Annotated in this window: 27 protein-coding genes; 18 read left to right on the plus strand and 9 right to left on the minus strand. The window is 67.9% G+C overall.

Features of this window, described 5'->3' with window-relative positions; translation table 11 throughout:
• Positions 1-294: 294 nt before the first annotated feature.
• The 3 genes from AAFN88_RS05625 (at position 295) to AAFN88_RS05635 (ending at position 3,123) form a co-directional block, all read left to right on the plus strand.
• Positions 295-1,068 carry an SDR family oxidoreductase gene (locus tag AAFN88_RS05625; RefSeq protein ID WP_347518886.1) on the plus strand — a complete coding sequence of 258 codons (774 nt, stop codon included), beginning with the start codon at positions 295-297 and terminating at the stop codon, positions 1,066-1,068.
• Between the two features lie 342 nt (positions 1,069-1,410).
• Positions 1,411-1,869, plus strand: a complete 459-nt coding sequence (locus AAFN88_RS05630; RefSeq protein ID WP_347518887.1) for a hypothetical protein — start codon at positions 1,411-1,413, stop codon at positions 1,867-1,869.
• A 120-nt stretch (positions 1,870-1,989) separates the two neighbouring features.
• Positions 1,990-3,123 (plus strand): ATP-binding protein, encoded by a 1,134-nt coding sequence (locus tag AAFN88_RS05635; protein WP_347518889.1) that lies wholly within the window; start codon positions 1,990-1,992, stop codon positions 3,121-3,123.
• Between the two features lie 106 nt (positions 3,124-3,229).
• Here the strand turns inward: AAFN88_RS05635 and AAFN88_RS05640 are convergent, their stop codons facing one another.
• Together AAFN88_RS05640 and AAFN88_RS05645 are read right to left on the minus strand one after the other, a co-directional pair.
• The gene (locus tag AAFN88_RS05640; RefSeq protein WP_347518892.1) at positions 3,230-3,910 is read right to left on the minus strand and encodes a response regulator transcription factor; all 681 of its coding nucleotides are present in this window, start codon (positions 3,908-3,910) and stop codon (positions 3,230-3,232) included.
• Between the two features lie 376 nt (positions 3,911-4,286).
• Positions 4,287-4,700, minus strand: coding sequence for a response regulator (locus AAFN88_RS05645; protein WP_347518893.1), 414 nt, complete (start codon positions 4,698-4,700; stop codon positions 4,287-4,289).
• A gap of 203 nt (positions 4,701-4,903) precedes the next feature.
• Here AAFN88_RS05645 and AAFN88_RS05650 point away from each other — a divergent pair, with 203 nt between their 5' ends.
• The 10 genes from AAFN88_RS05650 (at position 4,904) to AAFN88_RS05695 (ending at position 16,621) form a co-directional block, all read left to right on the plus strand.
• Positions 4,904-5,260 carry an ArsC/Spx/MgsR family protein gene (locus tag AAFN88_RS05650; RefSeq protein WP_347518895.1) on the plus strand — a complete coding sequence of 119 codons (357 nt, stop codon included), beginning with the start codon at positions 4,904-4,906 and terminating at the stop codon, positions 5,258-5,260.
• Positions 5,261-5,411: 151 nt separating this feature from the next.
• Positions 5,412-6,695 (plus strand): MFS transporter, encoded by a 1,284-nt coding sequence (locus tag AAFN88_RS05655; protein WP_347518897.1) that lies wholly within the window; start codon positions 5,412-5,414, stop codon positions 6,693-6,695.
• Between the two features lie 232 nt (positions 6,696-6,927).
• Positions 6,928-7,419 carry a MaoC family dehydratase gene (locus tag AAFN88_RS05660; RefSeq protein WP_347518899.1) on the plus strand — a complete coding sequence of 164 codons (492 nt, stop codon included), beginning with the start codon at positions 6,928-6,930 and terminating at the stop codon, positions 7,417-7,419.
• A 306-nt stretch (positions 7,420-7,725) separates the two neighbouring features.
• Positions 7,726-8,688, plus strand: a complete 963-nt coding sequence (locus AAFN88_RS05665; protein ID WP_347518901.1) for a bifunctional riboflavin kinase/FAD synthetase — start codon at positions 7,726-7,728, stop codon at positions 8,686-8,688.
• A gap of 13 nt (positions 8,689-8,701) precedes the next feature.
• Positions 8,702-11,557, plus strand: a complete 2,856-nt coding sequence (gene ileS / locus AAFN88_RS05670) for an isoleucine--tRNA ligase (protein ID WP_347518903.1) — start codon at positions 8,702-8,704, stop codon at positions 11,555-11,557.
• A gap of 17 nt (positions 11,558-11,574) precedes the next feature.
• Positions 11,575-12,078 (plus strand): signal peptidase II, encoded by a 504-nt coding sequence (lspA, locus tag AAFN88_RS05675; RefSeq protein WP_347518905.1) that lies wholly within the window; start codon positions 11,575-11,577, stop codon positions 12,076-12,078.
• 4 nt (positions 12,079-12,082) lie between these two features.
• Positions 12,083-12,655 (plus strand): DUF3035 domain-containing protein, encoded by a 573-nt coding sequence (locus AAFN88_RS05680; RefSeq protein ID WP_347518906.1) that lies wholly within the window; start codon positions 12,083-12,085, stop codon positions 12,653-12,655.
• Between the two features lie 186 nt (positions 12,656-12,841).
• Positions 12,842-14,224 (plus strand): pitrilysin family protein, encoded by a 1,383-nt coding sequence (locus AAFN88_RS05685; RefSeq protein WP_347518907.1) that lies wholly within the window; start codon positions 12,842-12,844, stop codon positions 14,222-14,224.
• A gap of 61 nt (positions 14,225-14,285) precedes the next feature.
• Positions 14,286-15,665 carry a pitrilysin family protein gene (locus AAFN88_RS05690; RefSeq protein ID WP_347518909.1) on the plus strand — a complete coding sequence of 460 codons (1,380 nt, stop codon included), beginning with the start codon at positions 14,286-14,288 and terminating at the stop codon, positions 15,663-15,665.
• Positions 15,666-16,108: 443 nt separating this feature from the next.
• Entirely contained in the window at positions 16,109-16,621 is a 513-nt protein-coding gene (locus AAFN88_RS05695; protein WP_347518911.1) for a hypothetical protein, read from the plus strand.
• 4 nt (positions 16,622-16,625) lie between these two features.
• Here AAFN88_RS05695 and AAFN88_RS05700 read toward each other — a convergent pair whose 3' ends face one another.
• Positions 16,626-16,994, minus strand: a complete 369-nt coding sequence (locus tag AAFN88_RS05700) for a VOC family protein (protein ID WP_347518912.1) — start codon at positions 16,992-16,994, stop codon at positions 16,626-16,628.
• Positions 16,995-17,093: 99 nt separating this feature from the next.
• Between AAFN88_RS05700 and mutL the strand changes: the two genes are divergently transcribed.
• Positions 17,094-18,932: a DNA mismatch repair endonuclease MutL gene (gene mutL, locus AAFN88_RS05705; RefSeq protein WP_347518914.1), complete on the plus strand. Its 1,839-nt coding sequence runs from the start codon at positions 17,094-17,096 to the stop codon at positions 18,930-18,932.
• A 93-nt stretch (positions 18,933-19,025) separates the two neighbouring features.
• On the opposite strand, the gene AAFN88_RS05710 is transcribed toward mutL, so the two are convergent.
• Positions 19,026-19,319, minus strand: coding sequence for a hypothetical protein (locus tag AAFN88_RS05710; protein WP_347518916.1), 294 nt, complete (start codon positions 19,317-19,319; stop codon positions 19,026-19,028).
• A gap of 438 nt (positions 19,320-19,757) precedes the next feature.
• Here AAFN88_RS05710 and AAFN88_RS05715 point away from each other — a divergent pair, with 438 nt between their 5' ends.
• Positions 19,758-21,251 carry an inorganic phosphate transporter gene (locus tag AAFN88_RS05715; RefSeq protein WP_347518917.1) on the plus strand — a complete coding sequence of 498 codons (1,494 nt, stop codon included), beginning with the start codon at positions 19,758-19,760 and terminating at the stop codon, positions 21,249-21,251.
• On the opposite strand, the gene AAFN88_RS05720 is transcribed toward AAFN88_RS05715, so the two are convergent.
• The gene (locus tag AAFN88_RS05720) at positions 21,190-21,657 is read right to left on the minus strand and encodes an NUDIX domain-containing protein (RefSeq protein ID WP_347518918.1); all 468 of its coding nucleotides are present in this window, start codon (positions 21,655-21,657) and stop codon (positions 21,190-21,192) included. The genes AAFN88_RS05715 and AAFN88_RS05720 overlap by 62 nt on opposite strands.
• A 253-nt stretch (positions 21,658-21,910) precedes the next feature.
• On the opposite strand from AAFN88_RS05720, the gene AAFN88_RS05725 reads away from it, so the two are divergent.
• The gene (locus AAFN88_RS05725) at positions 21,911-22,117 is read left to right on the plus strand and encodes a hypothetical protein (protein WP_347518920.1); all 207 of its coding nucleotides are present in this window, start codon (positions 21,911-21,913) and stop codon (positions 22,115-22,117) included.
• A gap of 34 nt (positions 22,118-22,151) precedes the next feature.
• Here the strand turns inward: AAFN88_RS05725 and rsmD are convergent, their stop codons facing one another.
• From rsmD to AAFN88_RS05745, 4 genes are all read right to left on the minus strand, one after another.
• A complete protein-coding gene (gene rsmD / locus AAFN88_RS05730; protein WP_347518922.1) occupies positions 22,152-22,718 on the minus strand; it encodes a 16S rRNA (guanine(966)-N(2))-methyltransferase RsmD in 567 nt (188 codons plus the stop codon).
• Positions 22,693-23,862 (minus strand): pseudouridine synthase, encoded by a 1,170-nt coding sequence (locus AAFN88_RS05735; RefSeq protein WP_347518924.1) that lies wholly within the window; start codon positions 23,860-23,862, stop codon positions 22,693-22,695. The genes rsmD and AAFN88_RS05735 overlap by 26 nt, the downstream gene beginning before the upstream one ends.
• Positions 23,863-23,875: 13 nt before the next feature.
• Positions 23,876-24,601 (minus strand): gamma-glutamyl-gamma-aminobutyrate hydrolase family protein, encoded by a 726-nt coding sequence (locus AAFN88_RS05740; protein ID WP_347518926.1) that lies wholly within the window; start codon positions 24,599-24,601, stop codon positions 23,876-23,878.
• A gap of 75 nt (positions 24,602-24,676) precedes the next feature.
• Positions 24,677-25,120, minus strand: a complete 444-nt coding sequence (locus AAFN88_RS05745; RefSeq protein ID WP_347518928.1) for a DUF3775 domain-containing protein — start codon at positions 25,118-25,120, stop codon at positions 24,677-24,679.
• A 169-nt stretch (positions 25,121-25,289) separates the two neighbouring features.
• Here AAFN88_RS05745 and AAFN88_RS05750 point away from each other — a divergent pair, with 169 nt between their 5' ends.
• Together AAFN88_RS05750 and AAFN88_RS05755 are read left to right on the plus strand one after the other, a co-directional pair.
• Positions 25,290-25,760, plus strand: coding sequence for a nucleoside deaminase (locus tag AAFN88_RS05750; RefSeq protein WP_347518930.1), 471 nt, complete (start codon positions 25,290-25,292; stop codon positions 25,758-25,760).
• Positions 25,761-25,819: 59 nt separating this feature from the next.
• Entirely contained in the window at positions 25,820-26,164 is a 345-nt protein-coding gene (locus tag AAFN88_RS05755) for a DOPA 4,5-dioxygenase family protein (RefSeq protein ID WP_347518931.1), read from the plus strand.
• The last annotated feature ends 125 nt before the right edge of the window (positions 26,165-26,289 follow it).

A 26,289-nucleotide genomic window follows, 5' to 3' on the forward strand; every position in this document is an offset into this window, starting at 1 on the left:
GGATGCTGCAAGACCTGACCCTTAAGATTTGGCCGAGATCTTTGACGGTATTGCGGCCGGGTGAAGCCCGGGCGGGCCTTGTTGAGTGCGGGCCGTCGCTGGGTTCAAGCGATTGTTGGGCTCGGGCCGTTTCTGAGCTCGGGCCGTTTCTGAGCCCGGGCCGTTTCTGAGCTGGGGGCTTTGCTAAGCGCCGGGCTTTGATAAGCTGCCCGCTGATTCGCAATCCGCCCCCGGTCCATCTCGGTTCTTGGCTTCATGATATCTGCCCAAAGCAGTTCCTTTCCCGCGGAGCCGATGCCGCGCGCGGCGCTGGTCACCGGCGCGGCGCGGCGCATCGGCGCGGCCCTGGCCCGCGACTTGGCGGCCGACGGCTGGGCGGTGGCGCTGCATTATCACAGCTCCGAAGCCGCGGCGCGGGAGCTTGCAGCGGAGATCGCGGCGGCAGGCGGGCGCGCCGTGGCGCTGCCGGCCGACCTGCGCGACGAGGCGGCCCTGGCCTGGCTGATGGAAGCGGCCGCGGCGGAACTGGGGCCACTCGGCCTGCTGGTCAACAACGCCTCGATCTTCGAATTCGACGATCACGAGAGCTGCGACCGGGCAAGCTGGGATGCCCACCTCGACACCAACCTGCGCGCGCCCTTCGTGCTGATCCAACACCTCGCCCGGGCCCTGCCGGCCGGTGCGCGCGGCTTGGCGGTCAATTTGCTCGATACCCGGGTGTGGAACCTGTCGCCCGGCTATCTCAGCTACACGCTCTCCAAGGCCGGGCTCTGGACGCTCACCCATACCCTGGCCCAGTCGCTGGCGCCGCGCATCCGCGTCAACGCCATCGGCCCCGGACCGACGCTGCCGTCCAAGGGCCAAAGCGAGGAAGATTTCGCCGCGCGCCGCGCCGGTCTGCCGCTTGGCGACGGCGCGAGCTTGGCGGAAATCTGCGCCGCGCTGCGCTTCCTCATCGCCGCACCCTCGGTGACCGGTCAGATGATCGGTCTGGACGGCGGCGACCACCTGAGCCGCGCGCAGCCGGCAGCCGGCACCACCCGTCCCGAAGGCGCCGACGCCCCCTAATCGTGTGAATCCGATCTATTCCAGAGATATAGAGCGGATTCACGGAGCAGATTCACGGGGCCGGCGGATCGCCTTTGGCAATTCCAGCCGACCCTGATCTGCTCTCGGCGCACTTCCCGTCGCCTTTCAAGCACGCTTTGCGCACTCGGCGCCGGTTCCAGGGCCGGCCGGGGCGGCGTCCCGCGCGTCCGCGGGGATGAAGCACGGTCCCTTTGCGTAACCCTCCTATCGGGCCGCATCCGATCCCAGGGCCAAGGGGTGATCTCGCGAAAGCGGACACCAGGCGGGCGGCGAGCTGGAGTCTGCCGGGCAGACTCCGACCACCAAAGCGAGGAGGCCCTTATGTTCAAAGTCACTTTCACCCGTGGAAGCTTCCCTCTCGGCACGGCCGCCCTTGCCGTGCTGATACTGGCCGGCGGCGTTACCGCGGCGCCCGCGGCGGCCGGGCCGCTGCGCCAGCAACCGCTGGCGGTGCAGAGCAGCGACCTGATGGTGCGGATAGATTCGCGCCGCGAGTACCGGCGCGACGGCGACAGGACGCACTATCGCCGCCACATCGTGAAGCGTGAGTGGCGGCGCCACGGAGGCCGCCATCACGCCAAGCGCTATGATTGGCGCCGCCAGCACGGCCACTACGCCAAACGCCACGACTGGCGCCGCGGGCACGGCCACTACGCCAAACGCCACGACTGGCGCCGTTACGACCGCGGCCCACACGCTCAGCGGGGCCAGTGGCGCCATGACCGGAATTGGAGCCGCCGCGAGTGGGGCCATGAGGCGCGCCGCTACCTCTTCCGCTGACCGCGCCGGGTCTGCCGCAGTTCGCCACTTTTAGTTGTATTTTGAGGTTTTTCATCGTTCATTCCCGCGGCCATTCGGCCTATGCTCGCAGATCGATCAATCTATCTGCGAGGGCGTGTCTTGAAGCAGGCGGGTAAAGTGCTTGGCGGCAGCTATTTCCTGGAGGCGCAACACCAGCTCCGTCAGCCCTTGAACGCCCTGAGCCTGCTGATCGGCGAACTGCGGCAGTCGGTGGAGAGCGGCGACCGCGAGGCGATCGTCGACGACATGCGCTATGCGCTGGATCTCTCGAACGCCTGGCTCGATTCTCTGGCCGATTTGGAGAGAGCGGAAAGGGGCCTGCTGCAGTTGCGGCCCCAGGAGCTGCAACTGCAGCAGGTTTTCGCTCGCCTGCACGACGAGTTCCTGGCGCATTTCACCCACCTGGGGATCGACTTCCGCGTCGTGCCGACGCGCGCCGCGGTGCACGCCGACCCGGTGGTGCTGCGGCGCCTGCTCTCCCTCCTGCTGGACAATGCCGCCAAGTTCACGCGCGACGGCAAGGTTCTCTTGGGGTGCCGCCGCGCCGGCGGTGCCCTGCGGGTGGAGATCTGGGATACCGGCCCCGGGGTGGCGGCGTCCGAGGCGGCGCGCCTCTTCGACCCTTTTTTCCGGCTGGAGAACGAGGTCCGCCCGCGCGAGCGCGGTCTCGGCCTGGGACTGACCTATGCCAAGCGCCTGGCCGGGCTTCTGGGCGAGGCGCTGACGCTGCGCTCGCGCCCTGGCCGCGGATCCTGCTTCGCGCTCACGCTTCATCGCGCGGCCTCTCCCGCGGCGCTGCCGGCGGGCTTCGCGGAGGAGGCGGGGGAAGGCTTCGAGGCCGGTCTGCTCAGCGGCCGTCCCTCGGACGCCATGGGCAACCCCTTAGCCGGTTCGGCGGTGCTGCTGGTCGAGGGAGAGGCCACGGCCGGACTGAAGGCCATGCTGGAAAACTGGGGCGCCCTCGTGACGCTGGCGCCGCCGGGCGGACTCGCGGCGGCGCTGGCCGGGGCGCCGGCGCTGGTCATCGCCGAGCGCCGGGCCTTCGAGAGGGCGGAGGACTTGCGGCAGGCCGCGTCGCGGGCGGCGGTGGTACTGATCTGCGCGCCCGGCAGTCCGCCGGCGGGGGAAGAGTTGGATGCCGCGATACACTGCCTGCACGCGCCGGTGAAGGCGGCACGGCTCCGCGCGCTTTGCCACTACGCGCTCGCGGACTCCGGGCCGGCGCACCCCTGAGGCGCCGCAGACCGCACGCACCCCGGCCAGCCCGCGCCCGATCCCAGCCCGCGCCCGATCCCAGCCCGCGCCCGATCTGCGTCGAAGCGCGGGGCCGCCGTCGGAGTTAAAAGTTGGCGGCTTCGGCCTCTTCCAGCGCCCGCACCTGCGCCGCGGCGCTGATGGCGGCCTGGGTGCGGCTGTCGAGATTCAGCCGTTTGACGATGGCCGAGACGTGGACCCGTACCGTGTGCTCGGAAAGGCCCAGCGACTCCGCGACCTGAGCATTCGACATCCCCTGGCCGAGGTGCTTGTAGACCTGGAGCTGGCGCTTGGTCAGCGCGTTGGCGACGTCCTCCAGCGATTTCTCGCTGCCGAAGGCGTAAACCTGCGATTTCTTCGCCGGATTGCTTTGTTCCAGCAGGCGTCGCGGGAAAGCGACGCCACCGGCCAGAACGGTCTGTAACGCGGATTCGATCTCGTCGCTTTGGGCCGATTTCGGAATGTAGCCCATGGCGCCGGCTTCGATGCACCGGAGGATTTCCTCGCGGTCTTCGATAGCCGACATGACGACGACCGGTACCTGCGGCAGGCATTCGCGCATGGCGCGAAGCCCTTCGAAGCGCTTCATGCCGGGCATCAGCAGATCAAGGAGAATCAGATCCAGATCGGGATTGTTGGACGCAATCTCCAATGCCTGCCGAAAGTCGGCGGCTTCGAGCAGCTCACTCCCACGCTCCAGCCGGTCAATCAAATGCCTGGCGGCACTACGTGTGATCCAATGATCGTCGGCGTAGAGGACTTTCATAATTTAGAGAACCCTGAAATTCGTTGCGTTTACCGGCCCCGTCAGAGGCCGGTGTTCGTTGGTATCGAACTGCAGCTTCCGCACCCCCTCCGCGGTTTTGGCCTCATTCCGCGACGACCCGAAGACCGGTCGGCAAGGTCGGAATAAGCAAATCAACTGACAGCTCTCTACGCTACGTATAATCCGAATTTTCGCAGGCTTTTCAACTACAAAACGAGTGCGCCCAGGTGCTGTTCCCGGTCTTCGGCGGCGCTCTCTCTCGCATCCGGAAGTGGAGCGGAGCGGGGCTCTGCGAATTCAATCTCAACGGTATACAGCCGCCGGTTGCTTTTTCCGGGCGCCCGTTCGGCAGAGGCAGATAAGCCTGCTGCTTTGTTTAGCTGTTTATTGAGAGGGCGTCTAGGAAGGAGTCGACGTTGACCGGTTTACGCATCAGGCGGAAGCCGGCTTTGGCAACGTTGCTGGCCACTTCGTCGGAAGGGTCGCCGGTGATGATCAGCCCTTGAAGCGGCGTGCCCGCCGCCGCGCGCACCGCCTTGGCGGCGGTCAGGCCGTCCTCGTCGCGGTTCAGCCAGTAATCGGCGACGATGCAGCTCGGGGTTAATTTTCTGTCGGAGATTGCAGCCAGAACTTCCGCGCTGCCGGCGCCGGTCACGACCTCGGCGCCGAAACGGCTGAGCATGCGTTCCGTTGCCCGCCGGATCAGTTCGTCGTCCTCCAGCAGGACGATCACCTTGCCGGCGAGAGACGTCGCGTGGTCGCGGTTTTTGCTGTCGGGCGCAGACGGCATGCCTCATGAGAGTCCTCCGGTGCCGGGCTGTCAACCGCCCCTGGCGCGGGGGGGGGGGAGCGCTCTGGACCGCCGGCGGCGGGCGCGCCGCGGCGGCGCGAAGGAGTCGACGCGGCACGGCCGCATTGGCTATTAGGGGCGGGCGCGCCTCCACCGCAGGAGTGCGCCGCCGCCGCTTCCGTCAAGTCTCCCGAGGCCGCCCGATGATCGTGATCTATGGACTGAAGAACTGCGATATCTGCCGCAAGGCGGTGAAGCTCGTGCAAGCGGGCGGCCGCCCCTACCGCTTCCACGACCTGCGCGCCGACGGCCTGCCGGCGGCACGGCTCGCCGCCTGGCTGGAAAGCCCTGGCTGGGAAGCGCTGCTCAACCGCCGCAGCACCACCTGGCGCGGATTGCCGGAGGCGGAGAAAGCGGATCTCGACGCGGCGCGCGCCGCCGATCTGCTGGCCCGCCATCCGGCGCTGATCAAGCGGCCGGTGGTCGAAGGCGGGGACCAGCCGATCGTCGGCCTGGCGCCGCCTCAAGAGGCGGCTCTGAAGGCTTTGGCGGCGGGCTAGCGGCCTCCCGCAGGCTGCGGCCTTGGCTCAGAACGCAAGGCATTTCAGTCAGTTCGCGCCGGATCGGCGGCGCAAATCCGATAGCAAGCCCTCTCCCGCCAATGCATAAGGCGGGGCGGGAGACCGCGGTTCCGGGTTTTGGATCTTTCTGATGTTCGCAGCGATTACGTCCGCTTGGGCACTCTTCGTCGGGCTAGGCATGCTGATGCTCGGCAACGGCCTGCAGAACTCGCTGCTCGGCATTCGCGCGGGCGCGGAGGCCTTCACCACCGAGGCGACGGGCCTCATCATGGCCGCCTACTATGTCGGCTTGCTGGCCGGCGCCATCGTCACGCCCAAGGTGGTGGGCAATGTCGGTCATGTGCGCACCTTCGCCGCGCTGGCCTCGACCGCCTCGACCGCGGCGCTGATCTACGCTGTCTTCGTCGATCCCTGGGCCTGGGGCGCCATGCGCATGGTCACGGGCTTCTGCTATGCGGGCCTCTACGTCGTCGCCGAGTCCTGGCTCAACGACCGCGCCACCAACGAGACCCGCGGCACCCTGCTGTCGGTCTACATGGTGGTGCTGCTGGGCGGCATGGCGGCCAGCCAGTTCCTGCTGAACCTCGCCGACCCGAACAGCTATGTGCTCTTCGTGCTCGCCTCGGTGCTGGTTTCCATGGCGCTGGTGCCGATCTCGGTTTCGGTGACGCCGGCGCCGGACTTCACGGCGCCTGAACCGCTGGGGCTGCGCGCCCTCTACCAGACTTCGCCGCTGGGTATGATCGGGGCGCTGGGCACCGGGATGGCCAACGCGGCGATCTATGCCATGTCCCCGGTCTACGCCGGCGCCCTCGGCCTCAGCGTCGCGCAGATCGCCGTCTTCGTCAGCGCAAGCATCGTCGGCGGCATGGCCTTCCAATGGCCGATCGGGCGCCTCTCCGACAAGCTGGACCGCCGCCAGGTGTTGACCGTGGTCACCTTCGCCGCGGCCCTGGCCGCGCTGGCCGCCGCGTTTGCCGCGCGCGGCGAACCCATCGCCCTCTACGCCACGATGTTCCTGGTCGGCGGCATGAGCCTGCCCATGTACTCGCTCTGCATCGCCCACACCAACGACTACCTGACCCCCAAGCAGATGGTTTCGGCCAGCGGCACCTTGATGATGGTGGGGGGTGCGGGCGCGATCTTCGGGCCGATCGGCGTGTCGCTGCTGATGGGCGAGATGGGCAGCGACGGCTTCTTCGCCTGCATCGGCGCGGTCCACGCCGCCATCGGCGTCTTCGCCCTCTACCGCATGCTGCGCCGGGCGCCGTTGCCGCTGGATGAGCAGGGTGCCAGCGTGCCGCTGGCCAGCAGCGTCAGTGCGCCGACCGCAACCCTGCCGGTTGAGGCCATTCGCGATCAAATGGACCGCGATCTGGCGGCCCTGGCCGGCCCGCGGCTGCGGCGGCGGTAGCTCCCCCTCGACCGCTGTGGGCCTTCGGCGCCCCGCAGGGGCCACTGCGCTGCCGCAATAGAGGGCTTTCGCTAAGTCAAAATTTACCGAAAAGTGCCATGCTTGAAGGTCTTCGCAGCCGCGAAATCGCACTTGCGAAGAGATTGGCTTTCCTCTAATGTTTTTCAGAATAAAATTACGCGATTAGACGTTTAGTCGTAACATAATTTCGGCGGCAGAGAGAAATGTTCTGATGAAGGAAAAGCACGGTTACTTCATCGAGGATCTGGAGGTCGGGATGACGGCGGTCTTTGCGAAGACCGTCAGTGAGGCCGACATCACCATGTTTGCCGGCATTTCCGGCGACACCAATCCGGTCCACCTCGACCAGAGTTTTGCGGAGAAGACCATGTTCGCCGGGCGCATCGCCCACGGCATGCTCTCCGCCAGCTTCATTTCCACGGTCTTCGGCACCCGCCTGCCGGGACCGGGCTGCATCTACCTGCGCCAGGATTTGCGCTTCAAGGCGCCGGTCAAGGTTGGCGACACTGTGGAGGCGCGGGTCACGGTGAAGGAAATCCAGGCCGAGAAGAAACGTGTTGTTTTCGACACCGTCTGCTGCGTTGGCGACACCGTGGTGCTGGAAGGCGAGGCGACCTTGATGGTGCACCGCCGCCGCGATGTCCTCGGCGAGCCCGAGGCTCCGGGCAACGACGTTGCCGCGCCGGTTCAAGCTGCCGAATAGGGCCACAGCCCGGCCGCCGGCCAACCCTTCTCAGCTTCGCTGTCCCTGAGCGGATCAGGGCCGGAAGGCGCCGCCGCCGGTGGCTCCTCGGCCCCGTGAAGCGGCTCTGGGCTCATGAGTTGGAGCGGACTCACACGGTCAATGGGCCCCTCGCGCGGTTGCGTCTGGTCGTGATCCGATCTAGGCCCGGCGGCGCTTCCTGCGCTATCTTGCCGGGCTACACGGCCCTCCGGCCGGGCGCCGCGCGGCGGCGGCGGGCTTCTTTCGTTGACACTCCCGGCCTAAGGCGTCAGACCAGCCGTTCCTATGGCGATATTCCGGCACAGCAGCGACCTTCCCGACGACGCCCGGGGCGCGGTCGTGGTCATCGGCAATTTCGACGGCGTCCACCGCGGCCACCAGCTGCTGCTGGCCGACGCGCGCCGCCTTGCCGACGAGCTGGGCGCGCCCATGGCGGTTCTGACTTTCGAGCCGCACCCGCGCTCGGTCTTCCTGCCGGAGCGGCCGCCCTTCCGCCTCACCTCGCTGCGGGCCAAGGCCCACGCGCTGCAGGAAGCCGGGGTCGACCACCTCTTCGTGCTGCACTTCGACCGCAGCTTCGCGCTGAAGCCGGCGGAGACCTTCGTCGAGGAGATCCTGGTCGGCGACCTGGCGGCCCGCCACGTGGTGGTTGGCTGGGATTTCTGCTTCGGCCACAAGCGCGGCGGCAACGTGGCGCTGCTGAAGTCGATGGGCGCCAAGCAGGGCTTCGGCGTCACGGCGGTCGATCCGGTCATGACCGGCAACGGGGAGGTCTATTCCTCCTCCATCATCCGCGACCACCTGCGCGAGGGGCGCCCGGCCAAGGCCGCCGAACTGCTGGGCCGGCCCTGGGAGATCGAGGGCCGGGTCGAGGAGGGCGATCAGCGCGGGCGCACCATCGGCTTCGCCACCGCCAACATCGGCCTGGGCGACTATCTCCGCCCGGCGCTGGGGGTCTATGCGGTGCTGGCCGGGCGCGATCCCGGCGTCGAGCACGGCGAGGAAACCCAGTGGCTGGCGGGCGTGGCCAACCTGGGCCGGCGGCCCACCGTGGGCGGCGAGGACGTGCGCCTGGAGGTTCACCTCTTCGATTTCGCCGGGGACATCTACGGCGAGACCCTGCGCGTGCGCCTCATGGACTTCATCCGCCCGGAAAAGAAGTTTGACGGCCTCGACGCTTTAAAGGCACAAATCGCCCTCGATTGCGGCCAGGCCCGCGAGATCCTGGCCCAAACAAGCTCGAGCTGAGAAGAACCACGCGATGAGCGTAGATTACCGACCCACCGTCTTCCTGCCGAAGACCGACTTCCCGATGCGCGGCGGCCTGGCCCAGCGCGAGCCGGAGACCCTGGCGCGCTGGAACGAGCTCGACCTCTTCGCCCGGCTGCGCGAGGCCTCCGAGGGCCGCGAGAAGTTCATCCTCCACGACGGCCCGCCCTACGCCAACGGCCACCTGCACATCGGCCACGCGCTGAACAAGATCCTCAAGGACCTGATCAACCGCGCCCATCAGATGCTGGGCAAGGACGCGCACTACGTGCCGGGCTGGGATTGCCACGGCCTGCCCATCGAGTGGAAGATCGAGGAGCAGTACCGCGCCGCCGGCAAGGACAAGGACGCTGTGCCGGTGCTGGAGTTCCGCAAGGAATGCCGCGACTTCGCCGAGAAGTGGGTGAAGATCCAGACCGAGGAGTTCAAGCGCCTGGGCGTGGTCGGCAACTGGGAGCGGCCCTACACCACCATGTCGTTCGACGCCGAGGCGCAGATCGTGCGCGAGATCGGCAAGTTCCTGACCAACGGCGGCATCTACAAGGGCTCGCGCCCGGTGCTGTGGTCGGTGGTCGAAAAGACCGCCCTGGCCGATGCGGAGGTCGAGTACCACGACCACACCTCGACCACCATCTGGGTGCGCTTTCCGGTGGTGAAGAGCCCAGCCCCGCTGCTGGAGGGCGCCTCCGTCGTCATCTGGACCACCACGCCCTGGACCATCCCCGGCAACCGCGCCATCGGCTATGGCGAGGAGATCGCCTACGGCGTGTTCCAGGTCGAGGCGGTGGCCGAGGGCAGCGCGGCCGAGGTCGGCGAGAAAATGGTGCTGGCCAAGGACCTGGCCGAGCAGGTGAAGGCCGATGCCAAGATCGAGGCCTGGCGCGAACTGGGCACGGTGAGCGCGCTGGCCGGCACGGTCTGCGGTCACCCCTGGAACGGCTTTGCGCCGGCCCAGGGCGGCTACGACTTCGACGTGCCGCTGCTGGCCGGCGACTTCGTCACCACCGAGCAGGGCACCGGCTTCGTGCACATCGCCCCGGGCCACGGCGCCGACGACTGGGCGCTGGGCCGCCAGCACGGCATCGAGATCCCGCAGACCGTCGATGGCGCCGGCTACTTCTACGACCATGTGCCGCTGGTCGCCGGCGCGGTGGTCTACGACGAGAACGGCAAGCCGGGCGACGCCAACGGCAAGGTCATCAAGTACCTGGCCGAGGCCGGGCGCCTGGTGACCAAGGGCAAGCTGAAGCACAGCTATCCGCACTCCTGGCGCTCCAAGGCGCCGCTGATCTTCCGCAACACCTCGCAGTGGTTCATCTCCATGGAGACCAACGATCTGCGGGTGAAGGCCCTGAAGGCCATCGACGACACGCGCTTCGTGCCCGCCACCGGGCGCAACCGCCTGCGCTCCATGATCGAGCAGCGCCCGGACTGGTGCATCTCGCGCCAGCGCCTCTGGGGCGTGCCGCTGCCGATCTTCGTCGACAAGAAGACCGGCGAGCCCCTGCGCGATCAAGGCGTCATCGACCGGGTGGCCGAGGCCTTCGAGACGGAGGGCGGCGACGCCTGGTTCTCCAGCGACCCGCAGCGCTTCCTCGGCAACGACTACAACGCCGACGACTACGAGCAGATCACCGACGTGGTCGAGGTGTGGTTCGATTCCGGCTCCACCCATGCCTTCGTGCTGGAGGCGCGCCCGGAACTGAAGTGGCCCGCCGATCTCTACCTGGAAGGCTCCGACCAGCACCGCGGCTGGTTCCACTCCTCGCTGCTGGAGTCCTCGGGCACGCGCGGGCGCGCGCCCTATGACGCCGTGCTGACCCACGGCTTCATCCTGGAGGAGCAGGGCAAGGAGAAGATGTCCAAGTCGAAGGGCAATGCCCTCTCGCCGCAGGACGTCGTCGACACCCAGGGCGCCGATATCCTGCGCCTCTGGGTGGTCGCCTCGAACTACGAGGAGGATCTGCGTTTCGGCCCGGATATCCTGAAGCACCAGGGCGATTCCTACCGCCGGCTGCGCAACACCCTGCGCTACCTGCTGGGCAACCTGGACGGCTTCACCGAGGCCGAGCGGGTCGCGGCGGAGGAGATGCCGGAGCTGGAGCGCTGGGTGCTGCACCGCCTGGCCGAACTGGACGCGCAGGTGCGCCGCAACGTCGGGGACTTCGATTTCCACGCCCTCTATCAGGCGGTCTATAACTTCTGCGCCATCGACCTCTCGGCCTTCTACTTCGACGTCCGCAAGGACGTGCTGTATTGCGACCGCCCGGACGCGCTGCGCCGCCGCGCCTGCCGCACGGTGCTGGACGAGGTCTTTTCCTGCCTCACTGCCTGGCTGGCGCCGATCCTCTGCTTCACCGCCGAGGAAGCCTGGTGGGCGCGCGGCAGCGGGCCCGAGGCCTCGGTGCATCTGCGCACCTTCCCGGAGGTGCCGGCCGAGTGGCTCGACAGGGACCTGGCCGACAAGTGGGCCAAGGTGCGCGAGGTGCGCCGCGTGGTCACCGGCGCCCTGGAGCTGGAGCGCGCCGCCAAGCGCATCGGATCCAGCCTGCAGGCGCGGCCGGTGGTGCATGTCGAGCGGCCGGAGCTGATGGCGGCCGTGGCCGCGGTGGAACTGGCGGACGTCGCCATCACCTCCGATGTCGCGCTGACCGGCGCGCCGGCGCCCGACGATGCCTTCCGCCTTGCCGAGGTGCCGGGGGTGGCTGTGGTCGCTCAGCTCGCCGAGGGCGAGAAGTGCGAGCGCTGCTGGAAGGTGCTGCCGGAGGTCGGGCGGGTGGCCGAGGCGCCGCAGACCTGCGGGCGCTGCGCCGATGCGGTGCAGCATCTGGGCGCCGCGGCGCAGTAGGCGGCTTCCGGAACCCGATGCAGCTTTCCCTCTATATCGGCGCGGCGATCCTGCTGCTCGACCAGCTCACCAAGTGGGTCATCCTGCTGCGCGTGATGGATCCGCCGCGGGTCATCGAGGTGACGGGCTTCTTCAATCTGGTGCTGACCTACAACACCGGTGTCAGCTTCGGCCTGTTTCAGGGCGACGCGGCCTGGCAGCCCTATATTCTCGTTTTTCTCAACCTGGCGGTCTCCGCCGGCCTGCTGATCTGGCTGCACCGGGAGACCCACAAAGGGGGTAGTGCGGGCCTGCTGCCCTGGGCCGTCGGCCTGGTCGTCGGCGGGGCGCTGGGCAACGCCGTCGACCGGCTGCATCTGCCGGGGGTCGTTGATTTTCTGGACTTTCACCTCGCCGGCTGGCATTGGCCGGCCTTCAATGTCGCCGACAGCGCCATCGTTGGCGGCGTGATCCTGCTGATCGCGGATGGCTTGTTCCAGCCCGGCAGGAAGGGTAATAAAGAGGCGGGGATAGGGAGGTAGTCGAATGGATCGCAGCATGACCTTTAGACTTCTCATGTTTGCCGGGCTGGCCTTGAGCCTTTCCGCCTGCGGCGGATTCCGCGAGAGCCTGGGCATGAACAAGCAGTCGCCCGACGAATTCCGGGTCGTTTCGCGCGCGCCGCTGACGGTGCCGCCCGACTTCCAGCTTCGCCCGCCCGAGCCCGGCGCGCCGCGCCCGCAGGTCGGCACGCCGGCGCAGCAGGCCGAACGGGCCGTGTTCCGCAACAGCCAGGGTGCCCAGCAGACCGCCAACGCGGCGCCGCGGCGCGTCACCGTGGGCGAGCAGGCCCTGCTCAGCGCGACCGGCGCGCAGGCGGCCGATCCGAACATCCGCTTGATCGTCAACCGCGAAACCAAGCAGATCAACGAAGAGTCGGACTATTTCGTGGATCGCCTGGTCTTCTGGAACGACGTCCCGCCGACCGGCACCGTCGTCGATCCGGTGGCCGAACGCCGCCGCCTGCAGGAGAACGCGGCCCTCGGCCAGCCGGTCACCACCGGCCCGACGCCGCAGATCGAGCGCCGCCGCCAGGCGCCGCTGGAAGGCATTTTCTAGCCGTCTCACGCCGCGCGCGCCGGTCTGCTGACCGGACGTTAACGATTGTTCACCATAATGCGACCGGACGTCCGCTTGCGGGCGTCCGGTTTCGTGCCATATAGATGCTCAATAGAATCATTCTGTTTTAGCGGCAGGCCCGTGCGCGTCGCTTGGGCCCTGCACCGCTGGAGGGAGGTCCTGGAAATGGCAGTTCTCCGCCGTCCGGTCCGTCTGGCCGCCCCGCTTTTCGGGGCCCTGGCCGTTTTCCTGGCAGGCTTTGCCGGGCTTGCGGGCAATGCCGGCGCCAAGGTTTTCGATCCGGTCAGCTTCACCCTGGACAACGGTCTGCAGGTGGTGGTCGTCGTCAACCGCCGCGCCCCCATCGTCCATCACTCGGTGTGGTACCGGGTCGGCGCCGCGGACGAGCAGGCGGGGGAATCCGGTCTCGCGCATTTTCTCGAGCACCTCATGTTCAAGGGCACCGAAAGCCTCGCCCCCGGCGAGTTCTCCGACATCATCGCCGCCAACGGCGGGCGCGAGAACGCCTTCACCTCCTGGGACTACACCGCCTACTACCAGACGGTCGCGGCCGACCGCCTGGAGATCATGATGAAGAACGAGGCCGACCGCATGGCCAACCTGATGCTCACCGACGACGTGGTGCTGCCGGAGCGCGAGGTGGTGCGCGAGGAACGCCGCAGCCGCATCGACAACGAGCCGGGAAGCCAACTCGGCGAGATCAGCCGCGCGGTGCTGTTCCTCAACCACCCTTACCGCATTCCCATCATCGGCTGGGACCACGAGATCGAACAGCTCTCCACCGGGGCGGCGGTCGCCTTCTATGACAAGTGGTACGCGCCCAACAATGCCGTCCTCATCGTCGCCGGCGACGTCGATCCCGAAGAGGTGCGCGCCCTGGCGGAGAAGTATTACGGCGTCATCCCGCGCAAGGACGTGCCGCAGCGCAAGCGCGTGGTCGAGCCGCCGCAGAATGCGCCGCGCGAGGTAACGCTGGAAAGCCCGCGGGTGCGCCAGCCGCAGGTCCGCGTCACCTATCTCGCTCCCAGTCACCGCCAGGCGGTCGAGCAGGGCTTGCGCAACGATACCTACGCCCTGCAGGTGCTCTCGGAAATCATCGGCGGCGGCGCCACGGCGCGCCTCTACAGCCGCCTGGTGGTGGAGCAGGGCATCGCCGGCTCCGCCGGGGCCGGGTATAGCCCCAACGATTACGACTACTCGACCTTCACCTTCTACGTCGCGCCGCGCCCCGGCGGCGAGGTGGCGCCGGTCGAGGCGGCCCTGCGCGCGCAGATCGCCGAACTGCTGCAAAGCGGCGTCAGCGAGGAAGAGGTCGCCGCAGCCAAGAAGCGTCTGGTCGCCGCCGCCGTTTTCGCGCGCGACAGCCTGGCGACGGCACCGCGAGTGATCGGCGCGGCCTTGACCACCGGCAGCAGCCTGGAGGACGTCGAGGCCTGGCCCGAGCGCGTCGCCGAGGTCACCGTCGAGGACGTGAACCGTGCCATGAAGGACGTGCTGCGCGACGCGCAGTCGGTCACCAGCTATCTGCTGCCGGAGCCGACGAGTTGAACGGCGGGCGGGGAAAACGAAGCTGTCTGAGACTCGAGAAATCAGGGAAAGGATCGTCTTGATGCGAAGCCCGAGCAGCCGGATTCCGGGCAATCCGGCGATGGCGCTGCTGGTTGCGGCGGCGGTCGCCGTCTCGATTGTCTTTTCCGCCGTCCAGGCGCGCGCCGTGGAGGTGCAGCGCGTGGTCTCGCCGGGCGGCATCGAGGCCTGGCTGGTCGAGGATCACACCAATCCGATCATCGCGCTGGAGCTGGCCTTCCTGGGCGGCGCCGCGCTCGACCCCCAGGGCAAGGTGGGGTTGGCCACCATGGTGTCCAGCCTCATCGACGAAGGTGCGGGGCCGCTCGACTCCCAGGCCTTCCAGGGCGAGCTCGACAACCTCTCCATCTCTCTGCGCTTCGACGCCGGGCTCGACAGTTTCTCCGGTTCGCTGGCGACCCTGACCGAGAACCGCGAGCGCGCCTTCGAGCTGTTGCGCCTGGCGCTGACCGAGCCGCGCTTCGACGAGGAGCCGGTGGAGCGCATCCGCAGCCAGCTCATCGCTCGCCTGTCGCGGGACTCCGAAGACCCCAACACCATCGCCAGCCGCACCCTGCGCCGCCTCATGTTCGGCGAGCACCCCTATGCCCGGCCGGTGAACGGCACCGAAACCTCCATCGCCGCCATCTCGGCCGCCGACCTGCGCGGCTTCGTGCAGCGGCGTTTCGGCCGCGACCGCCTCTTCGTCGGCGTCGTCGGCGACATCACGCCGCAGGATTTGGGCAAGGTGCTGGACGAGACCTTCGGCGCGCTGCCGGAGAAGGCGTCGCCCTTCACGCTGGCCGAGGCCCAAATGGCCAATCCCGGTGCCGTGGTGGTGATCGACAAGCCGATCCCGCAGTCGGTGGTGGCCCTCGGCCATCAGGGCATCATGCGCGACGACCCGGACTACTACGCCGCTTACGTGGTGAACTACATCCTGGGCGGCGGCGGCTTTTCCTCGCGGCTGGTCGAGGAGGTGCGCGAGAAGCGCGGCTTGGCCTATTCCGTCTATGCCTACCTGGCGCCGCTGGATCACGGTTCCATCGTCGCCGGCGGCACCGCCACCCAGAACGCCCGCGTCGGCGAATCGCTGGATCTCATCCGCCAGGAGTGGGCGCGCATGGCCGCCGAGGGGCCGACGGCGGAGGAACTGGACGACGCCAAGCGCTACCTCACCGGCTCTTTCCCGCTGCGTTTCGACAGCTCCGACAACATCGCCGGCATGCTGGTCGGCATGCAGATGGAAGACCTGGGCATCGACTACCTGGAAAAGCGCAACGGCTACATCGAGGCGGTGACCCTGGACGACGCCAGGCGCGTCGCCAAGCGGATCTACCGGCCCGACGAACTGAGCGTCGTCGTGGTCGGCGCGCCCGAGGGCATCACCCCGACCCAGGAAGCCCCCAGCGGGGGGAGCTGAAGACGGCTGCCTCAGCGCCCTGCGTCCTTCGAGATGCCCGTCCGGACGGACGCCCGGCCGGGCTCCTCAGGATGAGGCCGTCGCTGGAGGATGGCCCCCAAGAAAAGCACCTCATGCTGAGGAGCCCGCGCCAGCGGGCGTCTCGAAGCACGCAGGGCAGCGATCCAGCGTTTCTTTCCGCCGCTCCGGGATATCTGCTGATCTCTAGATCGGATCACGATTAGACGGAACCGCAATGCGGTCCCGTCTAATCGTGTGAATCCGATCTATCTCAAAGGTATAGAGCAGATTCACAGGGCCGGTGGATCGCCTTGGGCGATTTCAGCCAACCCTGATCTGCTCTAGCAGGCTGCCGTTGACGGCTCAAAGAACAGCTTTTTTTGCGCACAACCTGAAGATGGTTTAGCCTGTCGGCTGTTCGCCATCTTCCGGGATTTGCGCCCATGCCGTCCGCCAGAGACATCGCTTTCATCGGCTGCCGCCTGCTGGCGCTCTATTTCCTCTACCTCGCGGTGCTGAGCATTCCGCAGGGCCTCTTTTCCCTCTCCAGTGCTTTTGGGGTGGGCCGGCCGCAGGGCTGGCAGCTTATCTACGAGGCGAGCCTGTGGCTGGTGCTGGCGATGCCGATCTTGAACCTGGCGATGGTCTTGCTGCTGTGGTTCGGTGCAGGTTGGCTTTCGAAAGAGGTCGCCGCAGGGGCGCCGGAAGCGGTGTCAGACTGGTCGCCGCGCTCCCTGCTGTCGGTTGGGGTCGTCCTGCTGGGGCTGATTCTCATCAGCTTCGCGCTGCCGCAGATCGTCCTCTATCTGCTCTACATCGCCGACGGCGCACTGGAAGCCCAGACCTTCCAAGTGCACTACCTGGTCTCGGAGATCGTGCAGGCTTGCGTCGGGATCGGCCTCATCCTCGGCTCGCAGCGTATCACCGACTTCATCGCCCGCGCCCGCCGCTGGTAGCCGCTCAGGGATAGCTGGCGACCTCGATGAGGTTGCCGTCCGGGTCGTTGAAGTAGACGGAGATCATGGGCCCCATGGCGCCGGTTTTCTCCACCGGCCCCTCGACGATCTCGACCCCCTCGGCCTCGAGATGGGCGACCACCTTTTCGGGTTCCCAGCCGGTGATGAGGCAGAGATCGCCGGAGCCGATGCCCGCGAAGTTGCGGGTCTCCATCCCCAGAGTCTGCAGATTGATCTTCTGCCTACCGAACTTCAGCGCCCGGCGCCCGCCGGAGAAGGTCTCCGCCTCCATGGCCAGGACCCGGGTGTAAAAGGCGACCGCCTGCTCGACATCGCGGACGGTCAGGACGACGTGGTCGATGTGGCTGATCATGGGGCCAGTCTAGCGGATTTTCCCACTTTCCTGCGGCTTTTCGCGACTCCGCCGCGTCTGCTAGTCTCTGCCGGTAAATCAACAGGAGTCGCCCGTTTCATGCCGATTCGCCGCCTTCCCGAGACCCTGGTGAACCAGATCGCCGCCGGCGAGGTGGTGGAGCGCCCGGCCGCTGCCGTGAAGGAGCTGGTCGAGAATGCCCTGGACGCCGGGGCACGCCACATCGACGTGGTGCTGCGCGACGGCGGGCGGGCGCTGATCGCCGTCACCGACGACGGCTGCGGCATGACCCCGGAGGAGCTGACCCTGGCGGTGGAGCGCCACGCCACCTCCAAGCTGCCCGACGACGACCTGGTGCACATTTCCTCCCTGGGCTTCCGCGGCGAGGCGCTGCCCTCCATCGGCGCCGTGGCGCGGCTGACCGTCACCAGCCGCCCGGCCGATGCCGAGGAGGCCTGGGCGCTGAGCGTCGAGGGCGGCAAGCTCGGCAAGCCGCAGCCCGCCGCCCATCCCAAGGGGACCCGCGTGGAGGTGCGCGACCTCTTCTTCGCCACCCCGGCGCGGCTCAAGTTCCTGAAGACCGCGCGCACCGAGGTTTCCCACGCCCAGGATACGGTGAACCGCCTGGCCATGGCCCATCCGCAGGTCGGCTTCACGCTGTCCGACGGGGAGAGGAAGCTGATCGGCCTCGCCCCCGCCGAGGGTGCGCTCTTCGAGGGGCGCCTGAAGCGGCTCTCGGCGCTCATGGGCCGCGACTTCGCCGACAACGCGCTGGCCATCGACGCGGAGCGCGAGGGGATTCGTCTGACGGGCTACGTCGGCCTGCCGACGCTGAACCGCGGCAACGCCCAGCATCAATACCTCTTCGTCAACGGCCGCCCGGTGCGCGACAAGCTGCTGTACGGGGCCCTCCGTGGCGCCTACCAGGACTTCCTGGCCCGCGACCGCCATCCGCTGGTGGCCTTGTTCGTCGAGCTGCCGCCCGAGCAGGTCGACGTGAACGTGCATCCCGCCAAGGCCGAGGTGCGCTTCCGCGATCCGGGGCTGGTGCGCGGCCTCATCGTCTCGGCCTGCAAGCACGCCCTGGCCCAGGCCGGACACCGCGCCTCGACCACGGTCTCCGAGACGGCACTGGGTGCCTTCCGGCCGCAGTCGGGGCCGGCGAGCTATCAAGGAAACTGGGGCGGCCAGCGCACGACTCTGCCGCGCGGCCTGGCCGAGGCGACGGCGGCCTACGCCGCGCCGCTGTACGCGCCCCAGCCGGGCGGCAGCCTGCCGGGCCTGGATGCGGCACCGGCAGCGGCGGCAGCCGCGGCGCAGACCCTGGCACGTGGAGCGGCCGAGCCCGAGGCCGAGCGCTTCCCTTTGGGCGCCGCCCGCGCCCAGTTGCACGGCACCTACGTGGTGGCGCAGACGGCAGACGGCATCGTCATCGTCGACCAGCACGCCGCCCATGAGCGCCTGGTCTACGAGCGCATGAAGCAGCAGTTGGGGGAGAGCGGCGTGAAGCGCCAGATGCTGCTGCTGCCCGAGGTGGTGGAGCTGGAAGAGAGCGCCGCCGCGCGCATCGCCGAACGTACCGCCGAGCTGGAGGAGCTGGGCCTGGTGGTGGAGGCCTTCGGTCCCGGCGCCGTGGTGGTGCGCGAGGTCCCGGCGCTGCTGGGCGAGGTCGACGTGGCCGGGCTGATCCGCGACCTGGCCGACGAGCTGGCCGAGCTGGGCGAGGCCCTGGCCTTGCGGGAGCGCCTGGAGCACGTCTGCGGAACCCTGGCCTGCCACGGCTCGGTGCGCGCCGGCCGCCGCCTCAATGCCGAGGAGATGAACGCCCTGCTGCGCCAGATGGAGGCGACGCCCCACAGCGGCCAGTGCAACCACGGCCGCCCCACCTACGTCGAGCTGAAGCTGGCCGATATCGAAAAGCTCTTCGGGCGGCGGTAAGGCCTCTCGAAACGATATCCGCTCAAGGGCCGGCCCCGACGCGGGAGCCGCGCCGGGGTCGGTTCAAATCCATCTGGTGCGGAGAGAGTTCTCTTAGTCAGGGACAGGCACGCCGGTGCCCTGTCCGTTGGAGTTGCCGGCACCGCCGTCGCCGCTCCGCCCATGATCGCCACCCTGAGAATCGCTGTTGGCGCCGCCACTGGCGTGTCCGCCGACGGAGTCCCCGTTGGCCGCGTCGGAAGCCGGGCCTTCCGTGGCCGCACCGCTGACCGCGCCGCCGAAGTCCCTGCCGCTGAGACCGTGGTCGCTCGGCGCGCCCTGCGCCCAGGCGCTGCCCGCCCAGGTGAGACCCAAAGCGGCGACCAAACCCATCAAGACCTTACTCATCGGATGATTCTCCCCTTGGTTATGAACCCTGGTTCGTCATCCCGGCAACGATCTGCGGGAGCGCTCTTCTTGTGGGCGCTTATGCCCAATGCTTGCCTTGGGTTTTCCTGTAAGCAACTGTCAAATATGGTTAAGTTCGGAAGCGGGCCGTATTCGCGCGGAGGTGCTGCGCTCAAGATTGCGATATCGTTCGAAAGGCAATTTATAGCGGTATGCCTGCCGTGACGGCCGGACGATTGCCCAAGCGGCGGCCTTGGCAGAGCAGCGGGCTTGCCCAGCGAGCGAGACAGGGGGCATCCCACCCGGCTGGTGCTGAGGCTGGCCAAGACCGGGAAGCCGTTCGGGCACCCCGAGAAGGGGCTTGCGATTTGCGCGGCAACCTGCGACCCATGTGCCCTCCGCTCCACCGCTAAGTCTCCAAGAGCACGGTCCGGTCGCTTGGCATATTCCGAAAAGAAACGCGAGAACCGCTACGTCAACGATCTTCGGCGTTACGGTTATGTGCAGTCGGTCTTCTTCGGCCTGCGCGGGGTCATCGTGCCCCTCGGCCTCTCGGTCATCTTCCTGGCGATCGTCGGCAGCGCCGTCGCCGGATACCAGAGCTCCATCAGCGAAGACTGGCTGATCGTCGCCGTCGCCGCGGTGGTCGGCGGCTACATGGCGCTCAACATCGGCGCCAACGACGTCGCCAACAACATGGGGCCCGCCGTCGGCGGCAAGGTCCTGACCATCATCGCGGCCGTGCTCATCGCCGCGGTCTGCGAGGCCGCCGGCGCGCTGCTGGCGGGCGGCGACGTGGTCAAGACCGTCTCCAAAGGCATCATCTCGCCGGGCCCCGAGGTCAGCGTCATGGCCTTCCGCGACCTGATGCTCAGCGCGCTCTTCGCCGCGGCCCTGTGGATCAACCTCGCGACCATCCTCAACGCCCCGGTCTCGACGACCCATTCCATCGTCGGCGGCGTTCTGGGGGCGGGGATCGCGGTGGCCGGTTTCGGGCTGGTCAACTGGGGCACCATGACGGCGATCGCTGCCAGTTGGGTGATCTCTCCCATCATTGGCGCCGGCCTGGCCGCCCTGATTCTCTATTTCATCAAGATGAAAATCCTCTACGTCGAGGATAGGCTCACCGCCGCCAGGAAATGGGTGCCCCTGCTCATCGCTCTGATGGCCGGCGCCTTCACGGCCTATATGCTGTTGAAGGGCCTGAAGAAGATCTGGCATCCGGGCCCGCTGGAGATCGTCTTCTTCTCCGGCCTGGCGTTTGCCGTCGCCTACGCCGCCTCGCGCCCCTACATCGCCGCGCGCGTGCGCGAGATGGCCAACCGGCGCAGCGACATCAACCGGCTGTTCAACCTGCCGCTGATCGCCGGCGCGGCCTTGCTGTCCTTCGCCCACGGCGCCAACGATGTCGCCAACGCCGTCGGGCCGCTGGCTGCCATCGTTTCCACGGTGCAGCAGCAGTCGGGGATCGCCAGGGAAGTCGCGATTCCACTCTGGGTCATGGCCGTCGGTGCGCTCGGCATTGCGCTGGGGCTCGGGCTCTTCGGGCCGAAGCTGATCGCGGTGGTCGGGGAGAAGATCACCCGCCTCAACTCGGCCAGGGCCTACTGCGTCGCCCTCTCGGCGGCGGTGACGGTGCTGATCGCGACGACACTGGGGCTGCCGGTCAGCTCCACGCACATCGCCGTGGGCGCCGTCTTCGGCGTCGGTTTCCTGCGCGAGTTCTTGGAGAACCCGAACAAGCGCAAGCTCCGCCCCGGGCACAAGCTGAACGCGACCGCGGACGATGCCTTCAACAGCCGCGGCTTCCGCTCGGTGAGATTGCTGGTGCGGCGGCGCTTCGTGCTTTCCATCGCCTCCGCCTGGGTGATCACGGTGCCGGCGTCAGCGCTTCTTGCCGCTCTGGTCTACAGCGGTCTGCAGCTTCTGTGATCCAGGTCCTCAGGTCGTCGAACTGCTTGATCAGCGGCAGCAGGTCCTCGCGGTAGGCGACGCGGGGCGCATCCTCGATCAGCGCCCAATGGCGCTGGCGCCTGTCCTTCTCGGGCCAGTCGTCGACCTGCTCGGTGACGAGGAAAGGGTAGTAGGTGACGGGGACCTCGCGCTTGCCTTTCTCGGTCTGCTTGGTCACCACCACCGTCATCGGAAAATCTTCCAGGACCACGCCCTTCACGCCGGCTTCCTCGAAACCCTCGCGATGGCAGGCCTGGATATGGGTTTCTTCCGGCTTGATCTTGCCCTTGGGCAGGATCCAGCGCCCGCGAGTCTGCGAGGTGACGAAGAGCAGCGCCACGTCGCTGTCTCTCGTGTCGAAGGGGATGATACCCACGCGATGCATAGAGGTTGCTTCCGTTTCCGGCGTCTGAGCGGTTTCGGCGTGACGCGGGCCGTTTGGGCCGCCGGGATAAGATAGTCAGCCATGGAGATTTCCGGATCAAGCCTTGAGTTCGCGGGGGCGGGGCAGGCGCCAGGGAGTCCGCCACCGGCTAGGCGCGAGCCGCAAGAAAGGCTATCGTGAAGCCAGGCCGCAAGCCGCCCGCGGGCGCGCCGCAGGCTGGCGTTTTCAGGTCACTGAACGGGATGGTCGAAGGGTGCGCATTTTCCTGGTCGTGTTGGGAGTCCTCATTTCCGCCGGAGCCCTGCTCGTCTGGCTCTACCTGAATGCGCTGGCGGCCGGCTGGAACACGAGCAACGCCAAGCCGTCGATCAACTGGCTGAACAAGGAGGCGCTGCTGTGGTTCTGGCTGCCCTTCGCGCTCGGCCTCGCCGTCGCTTTCTTCGGCTGGAAGCGCCAGTGAAGCCGGCGCGGCGCCTCCTGCGGCCGCTTCCGACCTAGCCCCCGTATTTCAGGAAAACCAGCTTGGCCTTGCCGTAGCTGCGGGCGTCCAGTTCGCTGAAGCCTTCGGGAATCTCGAAGGCTTCGTTCTTCATCAGCTCGACGGAGACCAGGGCGCCCTCGGCGATCCAGCCGGCCTTCAACAAACTGGCCACGGCCTTCTCGGCGAAGCCCTGGTTGTAGGGCGGGTCGAGGAAGACCAGGTCGCAAGGGGCGGGGGCCGGGCGCGGGTGCAGCACGTCGCAGGCGATGAGGTCGCTGCGCTCTTCCTCGCCCAGGTTCTTGATGTTGGCGCGGCAGATCTCGATGGCTGGGGCGTAGTTCTCCATGAAGATCGCCTCGGCGGCGCCGCGCGACAGGGCCTCCAGGCCCAGCGCCCCGGTGCCGGCGAAGGCGTCCAGCACCCTGGCGCCGGGCAGGCGCTGCTGGCCTTCCGCGGCCAGCTTGCCGCGGGTCAGGATGTTGAACAGGGCCTCGCGCGTGCGGTCCGCGGTGGGACGCACGGCCAAGTCCTCGGGAGTCCTGAGGCTGCGGCCCCTATGACGGCCGGCGACGATGCGCATGCTTCTTTGGGCCGCCGGCCTTTCGCGAGACGGCGCGCTTCGGCGCGCCGCGCTTTGCGGGCGCCTTCGTCACGCCGAGCTTCTTGGAGAACGGCTTTTTGGCAAAAGCCTTCTTCGTTCCGGTCTTCTTCGCCGCGGGCTTCTTAAGTCCGGACGTCTTAGGGGCGGCTTTCTTCGCCCCCGCCTTCTTCACCGCCACCTTCTTGACGGCGGTTTTCTTGACTGCGGTCTTCTTGGCGGCGGCCTGCTTCTTGGCGGCCTCCTGCTTGGGGCTGCGGCGTTGGCGCTTTTCCTTCTGCTCCGCCTCGCGCTGGTGCTTGAAGCCGCGCTTGGAGCCGGGGCGGTTGGGTTTCGCTTTGGCCTTGGCGAAGCCTTTGCCCTTCTTCTTCTTCTCCGGGTCTTCCTCGCCCAGGGCCTGGCGGAGCTGCTTGGGCGGCACTTCCTCCAGCGCCCGCTTGGGTAGCTTGCCCAGCTTGAAGGGGCCGTAGGCGATGCGGATCAGGCGGTTCACGCGCAGGCCGAGGTGGGCGCAGATCTTGCGCACCTCGCGGTTTTTGCCTTCGCGCAGGCCGAAGGTCAGCCAGGCATTGGCCCCCGACTGGCGGTCGAGCGCCGCCTCCACCGGGCCGTAGTCGACGCCGTCGACGGTGATGCCCTTGGCCAGGGCCGCCAGGCGGTCCGGGTGGACGTGGCCCTGGGCGCGCACGCGGTAGCGGCGCAGCCAGCCGCTGCTTGGCAGTTCCAGCTGGCGTTTCAGGCCGCCGTCGGTGGTCAGCAGCAGCAGCCCTTCGGAGTTGATGTCCAGACGCCCCACCGCCTGCAGGCGCGGCAAGCCGCCGGGCAGCTGGTCGAAGACCGTGGGGCGGCCCTGGGGGTCGCGCGCGGTTGTAATCTCGCCGCGCGGCTTGTGGTAGCAGAAGAGGCGCGGCGGCGCGGCGGCGGGCAGCGGCTCGCCGTCCACCGCGATGCGGCTGGCGCCGGTCACTACGGCGGCGGGACTGGTCAGCACTTGGCCGTCGACGCTCACCCGTCCGGCGCGGATCCAGGTCTCGGCGTCGCGGCGCGAGCACAGCCCGGCGCGGGCGATGACCTTGGCGATGCGTTCGCCTGCCTGTGGTTGGGCGCCTGCTTCGATTTCGGCCATGATTGTGCGGTTCCTAGCTGGCGCTGGCGACGAAGGCGCGGAAGATGGCCCCGTCGCTCGGGCCGATCAAGTATTCCGGGTGCCACTGCACCCCCAGGCAGAAACGGTAGTCGCTGGCCTCGATGCCCTCGATGACGCCGTCCGGCGCCACCGCGTTCACCGTGACGCCGGGGCCGACGTCCTTCACCGCCTGGTGATGGGCCGAGTTCACGGCCATCTCGGCGCTGGAGCAGATGTCCCCCAGCAGGCTGCCGCCGGTCACGGCGACGGCGTGGCCCGGTTCGTGGCGCGGGTTGGGCTGCTCGTGGGCCAGGGCGTTGTCCACCTCGTCGGGGATGTGCTGGATGAGGGTGCCGCCCAGCACCACGTTGAGGAGCTGCTGGCCGCCGCAGATGCCCAACAGCGGCAGGTCGCGCGCCAGGGCGCCGCGGGCCACGGCGGCTTCGAATTCGGTGCGGCGGTCCTTGGTGCGCACGCTCTCGTGGCGGGTATTGGCGCCGAAGAGGGCCGGGTCCAGGTCGAAGGCGCCGCCGGTGATCAGCAGGGCATCGATGCGTTCCAGGTAGGCTTCGGCCTCGTCCGGCTGGTGCGGCAGCAGCAGCGGCAGGCCGCCGGCCGCCAGGACCGCGTCGCAGTAATTCTGCCGGACGGCGTACCAGGGATAGTTGGACCAGCCGCCCGGAGTCTCGGAATCCAGGGTGATGCCGACCAGAGGAAGGGCCTTGCGTCGTGTTGCCATGGGCGCAATCTAGGCATCCCCGGGGCCCCCGACAACTGCGGAATGGGCAGGCCAAGGGCCGCCGCGGGAGGGCGCCTAGATCGCGCTCTCGTAGTCCTCGCAGGAATAGCCGAGCGCCACGAAGCCTTCTTCCAACAGGTCGCCGAGCAGTGGCATGCCCAGCAGGTAGTCCGCCGTCGGCCCGGTCTTGCGCTCCACGGCCGCCTCGACCGCATCCCTCCATTCCTCGGCGGAGAAGTCGCCGCGCCCGACCCAGGTCAGGGCCACCAGTTCGACCTGCTCGTCGTCGTTCAGATCCGCGATGGTCTCCGTGATTTCGGCGGCCACGGGGTCGTCGCCGTGGTCCTCCAGGGCATCGTGATCCTCGTCCTCGCCGGGCTGCGAGACGGTGTCCCGGTCGGCGGGCGCGACCTTGGCGTCGAAGGCGCGGGCCTTGGTGATCAGATAGGCGACCGTGGCCGGCTCGACCTCCAGGGGGATGACCACGGGTTCCGCATCAACCGTCTTCGGTCCTGCCATGGGGTTCACTCCTTGAAACGTCACTCCACTTGGGTGGAAGCTTAGGCGCTCGGGCGAAGCTTGAACATTGACCTAAAGCAATTCACCGGCAAGCCGGACTCGCGGGGTTTTTGGGGCGCTTGCCCCCCATGCTTGACCGCGCGTCCAGCGCCGGGCAGGCTCTCGCGCCATGACCAAATCCCTAAACGCTGCGCGGCAGGACTACATGGCCGCGGCCCTGGCGGAAGCCCGCCTGGCGGCGGCGGGCGGCGAGGTGCCGGTGGGCGCCGTCCTGGTGGATGCGGCCAGCGGCGAGGTTCTGGCCCGCGCCCACAACCGGGTGGAGCGCGACGCCGATCCCACCGCCCACGCGGAAATGCTGGCCATCCGCGCCGCCGCCGCCGATCTCGGAGCCAAGCGCCTGACCGGGGCCGACCTCTACGTGACGCTGGAGCCCTGTCCCATGTGCGCGACGGCGATCTCCTTCGCCCGCCTGCGCCGCGTGGTCTTCGGGGCCTACGACCCCAAGGGCGGCGGCGTCGACCACGGCCCGCGTATCTTTGAGCAGCCGACCTGCCACCACCGCCCGGAGGTGGTCGGCGGCGTGCAGGAGCAGGCTTGCGGCGCCCTGCTGCAGGACTTCTTCCGTGAGCGCCGCTGAGATCTATATGTGAATGAGGACGGCAGGCAGAGAACGGCATTAAAAGGATTGGGGGCGTCATGACGGCGAAAGACACCAGCTCCATCACAGGCTACCACGCCCACGTCTACTACGACGCCGCCAGCAAGCCGGCCGCCGAGGTGCTGCGCGCGGCCATCGAGGAACGCTTCGAGGTGCGCCTGGGGCGCTGGCACGACCGTCCGGTGGGCCCGCATCCGCAGTGGAGCTACCAGATCGCTTTCACGCCGGCGCTCTTCGCCGAGTTGGTGCCCTGGCTGGCGCTCAATCGCGGCGGCCTGACGGTCTTCGTCCATCCTGAGACCGGCGAGGCCCTGCCCGACCACCGCGACCACGCGATCTGGCTCGGCGAGAAGGCCGAGCTCGACTTCGACGCCCTGAAATAGCGGGGCCTCGCCTCGTCCTTCGAGACGCCGCCTGACGGCGGCTCCTCAGGATGAGGCAGGCAAAACCTCACCTCACGCTGAGGAGGCTGCGCAGCAGCCGTCTCGAAGCATGTGGCAGCCCCACA

This window comes from Pelagibius sp. CAU 1746 (genome assembly GCF_039839785.1).
Lineage (GTDB): Bacteria > Pseudomonadota > Alphaproteobacteria > Kiloniellales > Kiloniellaceae > Pelagibius.

Coding starts and splice junctions, on each gene's coding strand:
- rsmD (WP_347518922.1), bottom strand. CDS start 22,718: ATGCGCATCGTCGCCGGCCGTCATAGGGGCCGCAGCCTCAGGACTCCC.
- AAFN88_RS05755 (WP_347518931.1), top strand. CDS start 25,820: ATGACGGCGAAAGACACCAGCTCCATCACAGGCTACCACGCCCACGTC.
- AAFN88_RS05700 (WP_347518912.1), bottom strand. CDS start 16,994: ATGATCAGCCACATCGACCACGTCGTCCTGACCGTCCGCGATGTCGAG.
- mutL (WP_347518914.1), top strand. CDS start 17,094: ATGCCGATTCGCCGCCTTCCCGAGACCCTGGTGAACCAGATCGCCGCC.
- AAFN88_RS05660 (WP_347518899.1), top strand. CDS start 6,928: ATGAAGGAAAAGCACGGTTACTTCATCGAGGATCTGGAGGTCGGGATG.
- AAFN88_RS05735 (WP_347518924.1), bottom strand. CDS start 23,862: ATGGCCGAAATCGAAGCAGGCGCCCAACCACAGGCAGGCGAACGCATC.
- AAFN88_RS05655 (WP_347518897.1), top strand. CDS start 5,412: ATGTTCGCAGCGATTACGTCCGCTTGGGCACTCTTCGTCGGGCTAGGC.
- AAFN88_RS05625 (WP_347518886.1), top strand. CDS start 295: ATGCCGCGCGCGGCGCTGGTCACCGGCGCGGCGCGGCGCATCGGCGCG.
- AAFN88_RS05745 (WP_347518928.1), bottom strand. CDS start 25,120: ATGGCAGGACCGAAGACGGTTGATGCGGAACCCGTGGTCATCCCCCTG.
- AAFN88_RS05665 (WP_347518901.1), top strand. CDS start 7,726: ATGGCGATATTCCGGCACAGCAGCGACCTTCCCGACGACGCCCGGGGC.
- AAFN88_RS05695 (WP_347518911.1), top strand. CDS start 16,109: ATGCCGTCCGCCAGAGACATCGCTTTCATCGGCTGCCGCCTGCTGGCG.
- AAFN88_RS05645 (WP_347518893.1), bottom strand. CDS start 4,700: ATGCCGTCTGCGCCCGACAGCAAAAACCGCGACCACGCGACGTCTCTC.
- AAFN88_RS05685 (WP_347518907.1), top strand. CDS start 12,842: ATGGCAGTTCTCCGCCGTCCGGTCCGTCTGGCCGCCCCGCTTTTCGGG.
- AAFN88_RS05630 (WP_347518887.1), top strand. CDS start 1,411: ATGTTCAAAGTCACTTTCACCCGTGGAAGCTTCCCTCTCGGCACGGCC.
- AAFN88_RS05720 (WP_347518918.1), bottom strand. CDS start 21,657: ATGCATCGCGTGGGTATCATCCCCTTCGACACGAGAGACAGCGACGTG.
- AAFN88_RS05750 (WP_347518930.1), top strand. CDS start 25,290: ATGACCAAATCCCTAAACGCTGCGCGGCAGGACTACATGGCCGCGGCC.
- AAFN88_RS05740 (WP_347518926.1), bottom strand. CDS start 24,601: ATGGCAACACGACGCAAGGCCCTTCCTCTGGTCGGCATCACCCTGGAT.
- AAFN88_RS05640 (WP_347518892.1), bottom strand. CDS start 3,910: ATGAAAGTCCTCTACGCCGACGATCATTGGATCACACGTAGTGCCGCC.
- AAFN88_RS05650 (WP_347518895.1), top strand. CDS start 4,904: ATGATCGTGATCTATGGACTGAAGAACTGCGATATCTGCCGCAAGGCG.
- AAFN88_RS05710 (WP_347518916.1), bottom strand. CDS start 19,319: ATGAGTAAGGTCTTGATGGGTTTGGTCGCCGCTTTGGGTCTCACCTGG.
- AAFN88_RS05680 (WP_347518906.1), top strand. CDS start 12,083: ATGGATCGCAGCATGACCTTTAGACTTCTCATGTTTGCCGGGCTGGCC.
- ileS (WP_347518903.1), top strand. CDS start 8,702: ATGAGCGTAGATTACCGACCCACCGTCTTCCTGCCGAAGACCGACTTC.
- AAFN88_RS05690 (WP_347518909.1), top strand. CDS start 14,286: ATGCGAAGCCCGAGCAGCCGGATTCCGGGCAATCCGGCGATGGCGCTG.
- lspA (WP_347518905.1), top strand. CDS start 11,575: ATGCAGCTTTCCCTCTATATCGGCGCGGCGATCCTGCTGCTCGACCAG.